General features: G+C 33.2%; 7 protein-coding genes. 3 read left to right on the plus strand and 4 right to left on the minus strand.

Annotated elements, in window-relative coordinates:
- Window positions 1–41 precede the first annotated feature (41 nt).
- From ACFSSB_RS08240 to ACFSSB_RS08250, 3 genes are all read left to right on the plus strand, one after another.
- Entirely contained in the window at window positions 42–1,610 is a 1,569-nt protein-coding gene (locus ACFSSB_RS08240) for a sulfatase family protein (RefSeq protein WP_379903056.1), read from the plus strand.
- Between the two features lie 45 nt (window positions 1,611–1,655).
- Window positions 1,656–3,515 carry a sulfatase gene (locus ACFSSB_RS08245; protein ID WP_379903058.1) on the plus strand — a complete coding sequence of 620 codons (1,860 nt, stop codon included), beginning with the start codon at window positions 1,656–1,658 and terminating at the stop codon, window positions 3,513–3,515.
- A 205-nt stretch (window positions 3,516–3,720) separates the two neighbouring features.
- The gene (locus ACFSSB_RS08250; RefSeq protein ID WP_379903061.1) at window positions 3,721–6,297 is read left to right on the plus strand and encodes a sulfatase-like hydrolase/transferase; all 2,577 of its coding nucleotides are present in this window, start codon (window positions 3,721–3,723) and stop codon (window positions 6,295–6,297) included.
- A 254-nt stretch (window positions 6,298–6,551) separates the two neighbouring features.
- Here ACFSSB_RS08250 and ACFSSB_RS08255 read toward each other — a convergent pair whose 3' ends face one another.
- The 4 genes from ACFSSB_RS08255 to ACFSSB_RS08270 all read right to left on the minus strand — a co-directional run bounded on the left by ACFSSB_RS08255 (window position 6,552) and on the right by ACFSSB_RS08270 (window position 14,088).
- The gene (locus tag ACFSSB_RS08255; protein ID WP_379903063.1) at window positions 6,552–9,266 is read right to left on the minus strand and encodes an outer membrane beta-barrel protein; all 2,715 of its coding nucleotides are present in this window, start codon (window positions 9,264–9,266) and stop codon (window positions 6,552–6,554) included.
- Window positions 9,267–9,531: 265 nt separating this feature from the next.
- Window positions 9,532–10,362 carry a T9SS type A sorting domain-containing protein gene (locus tag ACFSSB_RS08260; protein ID WP_379903065.1) on the minus strand — a complete coding sequence of 277 codons (831 nt, stop codon included), beginning with the start codon at window positions 10,360–10,362 and terminating at the stop codon, window positions 9,532–9,534.
- A 271-nt stretch (window positions 10,363–10,633) separates the two neighbouring features.
- Window positions 10,634–12,019 carry a T9SS type A sorting domain-containing protein gene (locus ACFSSB_RS08265; protein WP_379903067.1) on the minus strand — a complete coding sequence of 462 codons (1,386 nt, stop codon included), beginning with the start codon at window positions 12,017–12,019 and terminating at the stop codon, window positions 10,634–10,636.
- A 155-nt stretch (window positions 12,020–12,174) separates the two neighbouring features.
- A complete protein-coding gene (locus tag ACFSSB_RS08270) occupies window positions 12,175–14,088 on the minus strand; it encodes a sulfatase (protein ID WP_379903069.1) in 1,914 nt (637 codons plus the stop codon).
- Window positions 14,089–14,410 lie beyond the last annotated feature (322 nt).

Genomic DNA, 14,410 nt, shown 5'->3' on the forward strand with positions numbered 1-14,410 from the left:
TTTCCAACATTAATAAATAATAAAAAAGCAACAAAAGCTATATGAAGCATATCATTTTATCATGCATTTTCAGCATTATTACGGCAAGCAGTTTTGCTCAAGACAGACCAAACATCATCTTCTTGTTATCCGATGACCAAACCAGTATCGCAACAGGTTGTTATGGTAACGACCAAGTGGTAACCCCAAATATGGATGCCTTAGCAGAAGAAGGGGTATTATTTGAAAACCATTATAACACCACAGCCATTTGTATGGCTAGTAGAGCGGTTATTCTTACCGGAATGTATGAATATAAAGCAGGTTGTAATTTTGAACATGGTCCACTTAGAAAAGAAAAATTTGCTAAATCTTATCCTGTACTTTTAAGAGAGCAAGGGTATTACACTGGATTTGCAGGTAAATTTGGCTTAGCCGTTTCTGATGATGGCAATGGCACAAGTCATAATAAATGGGAAGACCTTCCTATTGATGATTTTGACAATTGGGCAGGTGGCTTAGGACAAACTAGTTACCGAACAGCCAAAAATAAATACATGGCTAAATATGCCGAAAAATATCCGCATAGTACTAGAGCGTATGCCGCTTGGGCAGAAGATTTTATTATAGAAGCTAAAGCCACTGGTAAACCGTTTTCTATGTCTATTAGCTTCAAGGCGCCACACATGCCTTTTTCACCAGATCAATATTTCGACTATGTTTACGAAGGAAAAACATACAAGAAACCCGATAATTACGGAGCAGAAAACGCAGAACATTTAGCACCTCAAGCAAAAACAGGACGACAGTACAATAGCTACGACTTTTGGAGAGATTCTGAAGAGAGCTACCAAAAAACCATTAAAAATTACAACCAATTAATCCATGGTGTCGATTATGCTTTGGGTATGATTAGAAAAACTTTAGAAGAACAAGGCATTGCCGATAACACCATCATTATTTTCACTAGTGACAATGGTTATAGCTGTGGTGCACACAGTTTTGGCGGAAAAGTTTTACCTTATGAAGAAGCATCTAAATCTCCACTTATCATTTACGATCCTAGAGTACCAAGTAAAAAAAGAGGAGTACGTCGTGAGGCCATTACTGCAAATATTGATTTAGCTCCAACCATTTTAAAGTATGCAGGTTTAGAAGCACCAGAAAACATGGATGGAGAAGATTTAAACCTATTGATAGAAAAACCTAGGAAATTTAAACGCGAAACTGTTGCATTGACTAATATGTGGGGAAATGACGAAATACAAGCTATGGGAGTTGTTTCGCAAGATTGGAAATACGTGTTTTGGCAGTATGAAGATGATCGCATGAATCCTACTGAAGAACTTTTTCATATTGGAGAAGACAAATTAGAAATGACCAATAAAGCCAGCGATCCTTCTGCCAAAAAACAGCTTGAAAAAATGCGTGCTATCTATGATGAACAACTCGAAAAGTTGCGAAATGAAGCTACTACAGATAATCGTTATCAAAAATATGGTGTGTTATTTGATAGAAATGCCACTGCTGAAGAGAAAAAACCTTATTTAATTGGTACCTATGAGGAAATTTTAAAAAGAGCAAGCAACAAGAAGAAAAAGAAAAGAAAGAAAAAGAAGAAGAAAAACTAATCATATTCTAAATAAATAGATCTTATAAATTATTACTTTAATACAATGTATAAAATATTCCTACTTTCATTTTTTGTACTGTTTAGCATCCCAACAACATGCAGCAGTCAAACTCATGCAGACAACGAAAGACCAAGTAAACCTAATGTATTACTAATTTTAACCGATGATTTGGGTTGGCAAGACGTAAAATGCTATGATGTAGATGAACCATCTCCATTTGAAACTCCAAACATTGATCAACTCTCCAAAGAAGGCGTAATGTTCTGGCAAGCATATTCGCCAGCACCAACCTGTTCGCCTTCAAGAGGTGCCATATTATCGGGTAAACATCCTGTGCGTTTAGAACGTACCAATGTTAGAGGTGGTCATCCGCCTTTACCTTTCAATCATGGTTCTACCTTAATTAGCCCTTGGATGCGTGGCGCTTTAGATACTTCAGAAGTTACTATTGCAGAATCGCTTCAATCTAATGGTTATAAAACAGGACACTCAGGAAAATGGCATGTAGGTGCTGCACGATCGGATGAACCTTTACCTAAGCAGCAAGGTTTTGATTTCTCTGAACATGGATTTGGATCACATCAAAAAATGAAGGATAGAACAACAGGATTTGCCACTACAGATCCTTCAGATCCTTTTTATTTAGACGAAGAAGGTTTCCCTTTTGATGATATTACACAAGATGGTATTGACTTTATGGATGCCTCTAAAGCAGATCCATTTTTTCTTTACTATTGTTCGCGTTTAGTACATACGCCTATTCATACAAGAAGTGAAGCATTGCTAAAAAAATACTATGAAAAATTAGGTATAGACTACCCAAGAGAAAGTGATGTTTGGGATGAAGCAGGTCAAAGAAATGCCTATTATGCTGCCATGGTTGAAACCATAGATCATTATACGGGATTATTACTTAAATACCTGAAAGAAACAGAAGATCCGAGATGGCCTGGACATATGTTAATTGAAAATACCTATGTTATTTTCACATCAGATAATGGTGGTATGGAAAGACATACAAAAGAAATTATAACAGACAACTACCCTTTAGATAAAGGAAAAATAAACGCTAAAGAAGGAGGTGTTAGAGTACCACTTATTATAACTGGTCCTAATATCGCTTCAAACGTAGAATCTAATGTTATCGTAAATGGTATTGACTTCTACCCTACAATCTTAAGCTGGACAGGCACTAAAAAACAAGAGAATCAAATTCTTGATGGTGCTGATTTATCTACCTTATTAGATAAAGACCCAACGGACTCTAAGTTGGTCATTGACCCTTGGACAGGAGCATCTAGAAACTCTATGATGTGGCACTTCCCTAACAGTTCTATGCAATCGACTTTACGAATTGGAGATTATAAATTGGTACGAAACTATACAGACACTAAGGAAAGAACAACGCTAGATTTATACCAACTGTATGAAAACGGGTCGAAACGTGTAGATATTGAGGAATCAAAAAACTTGGCCTTAGAAATGCCTGAGAAAGCAAAAGCAATGAATGAATTGTTGCAAGAACGCTTAGATCAACTTAACGCTAGATATCCTTTCTTGAATCCAACGAGTAAAAAAGCTTTACCTAACCAATCTAAAGCACCTACTGTTGCAGATCATGGATCTGATGGCAATACGGTTTGGGTAAGCTTTAAAAATAATGGTGCTAAGGTGACTAAAGCCGAACTTATTTACACTACAAATGGTGGTATAAAAGGAGAGATTTGGTTTCCTGTACCTATGACATTAAAAGATAATAAAGCTTCTGTGACTTTACCTGAAGGCACAACACACTACGTCTTTAATTTAGTAGATGAAAACAATTACTTAATCAGCTATCCAGATGCTGGGTATCAAAAATTAACCAAAGTATTTGCAACCAAAGCTATTTCTGTGAAATAGTAAAGTATATTTCCTTTTTAAAAAAAGCACTATAGTCCTAAATACTATAGTGCTTTTTTTGTTATTCAAGTATGCATCATCCCTTTAACGATATGATACCACAAATATTCTAAAATCAAAAAAGGTGGATTTCAGCAACTTTTTGGTTAAAACTAGCAGCAAGACATCCTTCCTTTAAAGTACTTTTACCTAAAATAATTTCACGATGAAAAACACGACACTACTTTTTTTATTCAGTTTACTTTTATTCCCACAAGTTTATGGTCAAACCATAGATAAGCCGAATATTGTTATTTTTTATGTTGATGATTTGGGTTGGCAAGATACTAACCTTAATAATGTAGGAGACCCAGTACCTTGGGAAACTCCTAAGATGGAAGCTTTAGCTGCAGATGGCGCTAAATTTTCGCAAGCATATTCTCCTGCACCAACTTGTGCACCTTCTAGAGCTGCAATGCTAAGTGGTAGACACCCAATAAAAACTAAATTAACACAAGTATCTGGAGGTATCTTACCTAAATTAAAGAATTCACAAGCTGCTAATAAATTAATAAGCCCTTATTTTCCAAAAAGATTAGATGTTAATGAGTTTACAATAGCAGAAGCTTTAAGTGCAAATGGATACCACACAGGCCATATTGGTAAATGGCATGTTGATGGAGCCAATGGTTTTCCTGTAGCTGTAGACCAAGGTTTTGATACTGAATTTACAAGTAGAGGTGTGCAACAAAATATGGGTGACAGATATGATATTTCAAATTTTGGTGGGAATGATCCAAATTACCCTTTAGATGCGGATGGAATACCATATGATTCTGTTACAGATGAAGCTGTAGCATATATGGCAGATAGAGTCGCTGCTAATGGTGGATCTGGAGAGCCTTTTTTCTTGTATATGGCTACTTGGTTGGTACATACACCAATTCAAACTAGAGATTTGCCAATGTTACAAGACATAACACAAACATTAGTGGATGCAGGTGAAATAGATCCTGCTGATGTTGGTCCAAATGGTATACCAACGGAAACAACACCTTTAACTGCAGATGGAGAGCATAATCCATTTTATGGAGCTATGGTGCAAACTGTAGATTGGAGTTTAGGGAAGTTAGTTGATTATTTAAAAGCAACGGATGACCCAAGACATCCTGGAATGAAATTATTTGATACAACATATATTATTTTTTCTTCAGATAACGGAGCTTCTGAACAAAATAATGCGGCTAATGGTTTTGAAATTGTAGCGGATAACTACCCTTTAGATTTAGGAAAAACAAGTGCTAAAGAAGGAGGTATTCGTGTACCTATGATTGTAACAGGACCAGATATTCCTGTAGCTACATATAGCAATATTGTTAATGGTTTAGATTTTTTTCCAACAATTTTATCGTTAACTGATACAACTATAGCTGAGCCTCTTATGGATGATTTAGATGGCGCAGATTTAAGCGACCTGTTAAAAGGAAATAATACTATAGTAGAACAAACAGTAGGAGGCGTAACAACAGAAAGAACAGATCTTTTTTGGCATTACCCTAGTGTTGGTAGTGATCTTAAAGCAAAATCATCTATAAGAAGAGGTGATTATAAAATATATAAAAAATATATTGACAATACTTATGAAGCATATCAATTGTATAATGGAGGAGATAATTTTGTAGATATAAATGAAACTACAGATGTTATAGATACCATGGATCAGACATTGAAACAAGATATGATTGATACATTGGAAGCATATTTAGCAAATAATGATGCAAGAATTCCGTCATGGAATCCAGATTATGCGGAAGCTGATGGTCCTTTAGAAAACCAACTATTAGTGCCTTCAATAGCTTCGTTAGTTTATGATGAAAACACAGGTGTTTCTACGTTAACACTAGTAGATGATGACACAAAAGCAGCAATTAGTTATGGTCATTTATTGTACAGACTAAATGAATCCAATGAAGAATGGTTTGAAGCTGGAGAAGTAACTATTAATGGTAATATAATAACTGCAAATGTACCAGAAAATGCATATAGAATTGCCTTTGCTTTAAGAGATGAAAATAACTTTTCAGTATTATCCAATCAATTAGAGATTGTTAATGTTACTAAAATCACCCTAAACACAGTAGATGAAGCGCAGTTGTTTGATCCGGAAAGTTCTGATGTATATGCAGAATTAGTAGGAAATACTACAGCAAACTCGGCATTTGTTCAAATGCGAACTGTTGGTGGTGGTGATGGTTTTAATATCAATGTAAAAGCGGAAGCTCCTGTATTATGTGAAAAGATTGTTTTTAGAGTACGATCTCGTGAAGGAGACACGGCTAATTTTGATATTACTATTGGTGATAACACGCATAGCTTTGAATATACAAGTACAAGAGATGCGGATGATTTGTATTACGAATTTGACACACCTATTACCTTTACAGAAGCCGCTCAAACCATGGAATTATTAACGACTGGTTTAGTGAATGCAGATGAAACACTACCACCTAGATTTAGAGTTTATGATATTACTTTTCACTTAGATTTAGAAAGTTTAGGCGTAGATGAGGTTGAAGATACTGTTCAAAACCTTTTGATATTTCCTAATCCTACAAAAGGGGTTTTTAGTTTAAATAAACCTGTACAATCAGGGATTTTATATAACATACATGGTGCAAAAACACTAGAGTTTAAAAATCAGCATCAAAATATAGACATCTCACATATAAAGTCTGGTATGTACTTTTTACAAGCTATTGATGCTAACGGAAATAAAACAACCTTAAAACTAATAAAGAAATAATTTTATAGAATTATATTCTACTTGAAAATAATTTGTCATTCCAAACAACGTACAAACAAAGGTATCTTCACAAAAAGACAACTTCGTTCTACGGCGTTTAGCTTAAGCGCTACTTGCGCTACATAAAGCAGGAATGACAAATTATTTTTTTATACCCTTTAGAGAACTTCGTTTCGTAAACAACAAGCAGCAATGAAACGGGGTCTTTTTAATCTACAATTACAAGAAAGAACCTTCTGTAAGCCTTTATTCCTTTAGTTTTTGTTATTATTTCGGTTACCTAATCTATAGGTATAACTTAAAATAATATAGCGTCCTAAACTCTCTGAGGTTGTTTCTTCAAAATAATTAGTAGTACTTCTTCTTTCAAAATCTACATTTTTATCTAAAAGGTCAATTAAAACCAGTTTTACAATATTAGAACTATTCTTAACAGTATAAGAAATAGCCATATTCCATATTGGGAGATGCAGATTAGTAGAAAATTGATTATCTGAAAACACAAAATAATCAAACTGTGTATTAAAGTTTAGTTGTTTAGTAAAATCATAATCTACAGAAGAAAAATAATGTTGTTTGGTATACGTTCTGTTCAGGTCTTTTTCTATAGAAAACGACGTGTTATTTACACTGTATTGCGTTCCTAACTTTAAGTCCATAAGATTTTTAGCTGTATTTTCTAAAGTCAAACCTATTAAAACCTCTTTAGCAACAACATCATTGAGTTGCAAATTAACCAATGCGGTATAGGCATCATAAAAACTACTATTCTTAATGGTATAACGCATTCCTAATCCTTTAATTTTTTTACTAAAATTAAAAGCTGTCGTTAATCGTCTTCTATCGCCACTATTAATGTAACTTCTTGTTTTAACAAATTCATCATCAATAACAATGTTGGGTATAATAGCATCTTGAGAAAACTGGTATCGCATGGTACCTGTAAAATTGAGTGACGATTTATAATTATAAATATTAGCCAATAGCGAAAAATCATCATTTTTTTCGGTTTTTAAATCAGGATTACCACGTCTAATAAAAAAAGGATTAAGGTCATTAATAACGGTTGAGCTTTCATTAGTTCTAGGGCTACGTATAATTCTTTTATACACCAATCGGTATTTCACGCCTTGTTTGGGTTTGTATTGTACAGTTGAAAATGGGTTGACATAAAACTGACTACTCGTGAAATTATCTTGGTTTATGACACCAAAAGAGCGATCGAGTTCTTGAAGTTCAACACCAGTAAACACATTCAGCTTTTTAGCACTATAACTGTAAGCCATTCGGTTTTGATAACTCCCTTCTCTGTTATTGTATTTATATACCAGAAGCTCTTCGGCATTATCATCTGTGACTGTAGTTTTAAGTTGATAGATGTCTTCCTTTTGATTTAACACCTTTAAAAACGATTGAAATTTAAAATAATGATAACCACCTAGTGGCTCTGTATATTTAAAATTGAATTTATATTGGCCGTTATTAAAAACTTCGTCCCTAAGGGCAAGAATTTCACTATTGGAGAGATTATCGCTACTAATGTTTCTGGTAATAAACGTGTGTTGCGTATTATCTTTTTCTTTTTTACTTACATTGGTATTAAAACCAACACTAAAGCTACGTCCTGCTTTTTTTAGTTTCTGATAGTAGTTTACATTAAAAAGTAATGCTTTTTTAGTATTCTTATTTCGGTACTCTTGAACGTTTGTAGTTTGTAAAGCTTCGTCTTCATCATAATAAAAACCCGCTCTAGATGTATTTTGCACAACATCGTCTGCATTTAAACGTCCTCTAATAATAAGGCTATTGGTTTTGTTGGATCTGTTTTTATAATTGAAATTAAAATTGTGATTTTTAGAAACTTTGTTAAACGTATTTTCTGCTTCGTAATCAAAGTTATTGGTATTAGAAAAAGATATTCGTTTTGAAAAAGACGTACCTCTGTTATCTGAAAGATTGTAGAAATAATCGGCATTAAACACTTCTTTTTCTTTAAACTCGTGGCCAAAATTTACGCCACTAACCCCTGTTTTTAAATAACCACTTAAGCTTTTTGAGGATGTTATATTGCTATCGTCATCATCAGATTCATCTGCAATACCATCGGCATTTTCTAGAAAGCCTTGAATGTTAGAGCCTGTAATATTGATGTTATTTAGTTTTCCAATAATGGAAAACTGGGTTTTAGGTGAAAACTTATTGTAATTAAAATTACTAAAATAGCGACTATCTAAGCCAATACCTGCGGAAGCCTTACCGAAACCTTGATTTTTTTTTGATGCTTTAAGCGTGAAATTAATAACCACTTGTTTATTACCATCGGTTACACCTGTAAGTTCTGCTTCATCGCTTTTTTTATCAATAACTTCAATTTTTGCAATAGCATCTGCCGATAAATTTTTTAATACAATAGCTGGATCACCTCCAAAAAACTCTTTTCCATCCACATATATTTTGGTGACTTCATTGCCTTGCGCTACAACTTTACCATTAGAATCGATCTCTAAACCTGGTAATTTTTTTAATAGCATTTCTAAATTATCACTAGAGTTTACTTTAAAAGAATTGGCATTAAAAGCAATAGTATCTTCTTTTATTTGAACAGGAATTTCTGCAGATATCGTAACAGCTTCTAATTGATACGTGTCTTCTTTAAGAAGGATTTCACCAAGATCTATAGGCTTATTTGCATAAGAAACATGCTCAAAATGGGACATATAACCTAAATAAGAAAATTGAAGTAACAAGGAGTCTTTAGGAGCCTCTAGAAAAGCAAATGCTCCAGTAACATCTGTAATTGTATAATTTATATATGTAGAATCCTTCTGTTTTAAAAGGGCTACAGAAACTAGTTCTAAAGGCGTCTTGTTTTCACTAACAACACGACCCTTAATTGGTGGTGCAGACTGACATAATACAACCTTAGACAAGAGAAGAAAAACCAATATTAAAATTTGGGGTGATTTCATCGGATAGTTAAATTACTTCGATTTCAAATTACGCGACTTTTTGATTACAAACAGTGATTTTGTGTCTAATCTAGGCGCAAACCTCTACTAAGCTCTTTCTCTTTAATTATATAAAAGAGAAAAGAAAGAGATTAAGGGTTATCTTTTTTTACAAATGTAATAGGTTAAACAAGCCTATTTACCATATTATAGAAAAGTAAAAGAGCTCCTTAGCCAATAGACTTAGGAACTCTTTTAATATTTAATTTGCTATTAATCAAATACTTTATTTTTTTACAATTCTAAGTGTTTTAGAACCTAAATCTGTATGGATTTTTGCAAGGTAAATTCCTGTTGCTAAATCACTAATATCATAATTAGATGCTGCATTAAAAGTTTTTGTTAATCTTCCAGTAATATTATATAGTGCTACACTTTGGATGGTTCTATTCGAAGTGATTTGAAAGCTGTTTGTTACAGGATTAGGATACAGACTAACACTGTTAACAGAATGAATCTCATCAACGCTTAAAGTGGCCGTTTTTTCGATAGAAATTTCTGAGAATCTAACTGTTGGTAGGCCTGCTGAAGTTTGGCTTTCTCTTAGTAATGAATTTATATTTATAGTAATAGTTTTAGCAGTTGGAGTTAGCTCTACACCAGTTAAAACCACATTAAAATATTCTAACGAATTTCCTGTTGTAGCATCTGTAAGGTCAGAGAAAGTTTCTACTTGAACACCTGCTACGTCTACAGTTCCTGTTACGGAGTTTCCTTTTCTTTTTCTTAACGTAAGTGTTATGTTTGTATTTAAATTTGCGCTTGTTGTTTTTGCTGTAAAAGTTAGGGTTCCTTGAACATCATCCGTAGAAACAAAGGTTCCATCTAATTCTGGATCATTAGAATCCGATGAAATAGCGATATAAGCCCCATTAGTTGATACTGTTCCAGTTCCAGCTGTAATTGCACCTATAGCAGGGTCATTAAGGGCTTTATTTGTTCCTACTAAAAAATTTTCAGTGTCTATAGCATCGGTTACCATTGCTTCGCTGTTTTGTGCAGATGATAAAGTAATTGCTCCTAAAAAAGCAATTGTAAAAAGTAAAGTTTTTTTCATAATAAATGTTTTTTTGTGTTGTATAAAGATAAGGATATAAAGTGATTTTTATTTACTCATTTCACCCAAAATCATACCTATTTCTTGCATTCTTTTTTATAAAAGCAAATTTCAACACCTAGAAACAGAGTGGCTTAAAAAAGCTACTTAAGGTTGTTTTGTAATTAAACATGTAAACATATGTATGTCGATAGGTAGAAAACAAAAAAAAGTTCTTTGATGTTTTTTTTGCACCAAAGAACTTTAATAAGATTTGTTTGTAATTAAAATATTATTGCTTTACAATTTTGATTGTTTTAACCCCAAATTGTGTCTTGATATTTGCAATGTAAATTCCAGTTGCTAAATCACTAATATCATACGTATTTTCTTGAGTAAATGTTTTTATTAAACGACCAGTAATATTATACACTTCTACAGTTTCAATGCTACTGTTAGTATCAATTTTAAAACTATTTTTTACTGGGTTTGGATATATACTAAAACTATTTAATTCAAAATCATCTACAGATAAGGATCCTGCACTAGGAACCTGTAATGCATCGATGTAAAAAACAGCAGGATTTCCTTCTGTATCAATATTAACACCTTGATTAAAAATAAGGTAAACTTCGTTGTAAATACCATCAGAGGTTAAACCAGCTTGATTACCAGCATCTGTTAAGTCTAAACTAACTTCATTCCATTGATTAGCAATTAAATCTGTAGTACCATCTGTTTGTATTTGCGTACCAGCAGCTGCATTATATCTTGCACGAATTTTTAAATTAGGAGTTCCGTAAGCCACGTTACATTCCGGATAAATTCTTACCGTTATTTTTCCATCTCCTTCATCGTATTTAAAACCACTTGTTGCTTGATCAAATTTAATTCCTGTAGTAGCATCTAAATCATTTCTTGTAAATTTTAAAACTGTAGGACTGCTATTACCATTAGTTGTAGGCGTTGGTTGAGAAGCTAAAACATCGGAACCTCCACCCCAGCCTTCTACTGTAGTATTAAAAGCATCAGGACTATTATTATAGTACCATTGGTTATCTGTAGCTAAAGTTGCTTCACTAGGAAGTGTTGTATAACTATTTTCAATATTCATTTCAATATCATCAAAGTATAATGTTTCAATAGCAACGGCATTATTTGAAGGTATAATAAGTAATTTATCATAACCACCAGCACCATTAATTGTACCATCTGCATTATCAGGTAAAGAAGTTTCAGAATAGGTATAGTCTTCCCATTCTCCTCCTACTTTATTTGCAACAGGTAAATTTAAACGGCTACTTGCTCCAGTACCTAAGCTAGAATTATACATTCTAACAATCATTCTTCCAGAACCATCATTATTAGATCCTGCATTTGCTGTCCAAAAACGAAAACTAATTGAAAAATTAGTTCCTGCAGTAATACCTGCAGGCAGATCGAATGTAATATTATTGTTAGACGAATCTGAAGTAATACTAGATACGTTTATTGAAGTGTTTGGGTTGGCTACAGGATTAACAGTATCTGGATTTGCTACAGATGTAACATAAACAGCATTTCCTGAAGGAACTGCATTCATTGTTACGCAATCATCTACAGAATGCCATGTATACGTTTGTGAAAACCCAATTAAGGAAACAAGGGTTAATGTTAAGGTTAGTAGTGTTTTTTTCATAATATGTTTGTTTATAAAGTTTTATAAAATGTTTTTCAAATTTAATTATATAAAGACATTTGTTCTTGCTTAAATCAACCAAAAGCATTCTCATTTCTTGTAAAACAAACGCTTAACAACTTAAAATCAAATGTTTATAGTAATTTCAAAGTGAATTAATCATTACTTATAGCATAGTTAGAATATTTCTTTTTTGTTTTTTTAAGAGATTTAATAGGTGGTATTTCAGGGTAACTTACTAAAAAATTATGTGTATCTATTAGGTTTATGATATAATGGGTTGTTTCTTTAGGTAAAGAAACTGTTATAGTACCATTGGTATTTATTTTAGCTTCTGTTTTAAACCATTCCTCATAACGATGTCCTCCATTGGTAGTATAAATTAAATTGGCTTTTACCACCTTAGCTCCATTTTCTTGATATTTAAAAGTAACTAGATTATTCTCTTTTGACGCAGACAATATTGTAGGAACTGTTTCTTTGTGCTCCATATCTTTTTTATAATATGGATTATAGGAAGGATAACTCGCATTCATTTCTGTTAAAATAGAAGTCAGCTGCTTATTCATTTCCTTAGTTTTTTCAGGATAAGATGTAGCTAAGTTATTAGCCTCTTCAATATCTACACGTTCTACTACTCCATTATTAGAATTATATAATTTGTATAGCTCAAACTCTGGCGTGCCAGGATTATTTTTATAATCGTAATTTCTAATCAATTTATAATCACCTACACGCAATGTACTTTGGTAGGATGCATGCGGAAAATGCCACATCATGGTAGTTCTTTCTTTTCCATTTTTATCTAAAACTAATTTAGAATTGGTAGGATCCTGTAATAATAAAGTAGATAAATCTGCACCATCTAAATGTTTATTTTCAGGTGTATCAACACCTAATAAAGATAGAATTGTAGGGTAAAAATCAAGTCCGTTAACCACAACATCAGACTGAACACCTTGCTTTATTCCAGGTCCAGAAATTAATAAAGGCACTCTTGTACCACCTTCTTTTGCATTAATCTTCCCTTTATCTAACGGAAAATTATCGGTTACAATATCACCATGAGCTTTTTCCATTCCTCCATTATCAGAAGTAAAAATAATATAAGTGTTTTCGCTTAATTTATGTCCTGGCCAACGCGGATCATCGGTAGTTTCAAGGTAGTTAAGAACTTGACCTACATAATAATCTAACATTTCTACCATGGCACAGTAATACGGATTATTCTGTCCTTTTACATTCCAATGGTTAGGATCTGTTGGGTATGGAACTCCTAGTTTTTCGCAATATTTTTCAAAAAGTGCTTTGCTTCTTGTATGTATTGGCGCATGCACTAAAAACGTAGCATAGTACAAGAAAAATGGATCTTGTTTATGTTCTTTTAAAAAGTTTAAAGCATCTTGACTATTTTGATGAAAAGGAAAACCGTTTTCATCTAATCGATAAGGATCTGAAGGATCTGTAGTTGCAAAATCTGTTAATCGATGTGGTTCTTGCGGACTAGTTGCACCACGATTTGCAGTTGTAACATCAAAACCTTGATCTTCTGGTTGCGGATAGGCAAAATGATTAATAGCCATATGCCATTTTCCGGCATGTCCCGTAGTGTATCCTTTTTGCTGTAAGGCTCTTGCTAGTGTCATTTCGTTTTCTGGCATACGTCCACTATACCAAGGATCCATAACGCGTTGTGTTTCTTTGTTAGCATAAACCGTAGGAGGCGCTCCACCAACAACATGTGTTTTTTGTGCTCTTGCTGGATGGGTTCCACTCATTATAGCACATCTACTAGGCGCACAAGTTGGCGCTGGAGAATACGCTTGCCAAAACTGTACTCCTTTTTTTGCTAATGCATCTATGTTTGGCGTTTCATAAGGCGAAGGTTCATCTATATCATATGCTTTTACATCTTGCCAACCCAAATCATCTGTAAGCAACAATAGCACATTAGGTGCTGGCCTATCTGTATTTTGTGTTTTGTAATTTACTGTTTTAGGGTTTTGCGCATTACAGCTAAAACTTAAAACTCCTAAAATAATACAGGTTATAATATATTTGAATTTCATTATAATTGCGTTAGATAAATACATGCTTTTATTGCTACTATTAATTATATCCTCTTTAAAAGGGTTCTTTTTCTGTGGCTAAGAAACAAAACTATTTGGTCATTAAAACTCTTTTTTTCTCTCTAATTTTGCTTTAATCCATCAATTAATACTTAGCTTACTATTGAAGTATCGTTATTTTTTCAACTTTTTATAAAAAAAAGAGCATGAAGTAATCTCGTAACCTCAACTTTATCACTAGTATTTTTTCCATATATTATTTAGGTGGATTACAGTAATAAACTAGTGGATTAGAGAAAGTACAACTGCGTTATTCTATTTA

It is taken from the genome of Lacinutrix gracilariae, from assembly GCF_042684485.1.
In the GTDB taxonomy this organism is placed as follows: Bacteria; Bacteroidota; Bacteroidia; order Flavobacteriales; family Flavobacteriaceae; genus Oceanihabitans; species Oceanihabitans gracilariae.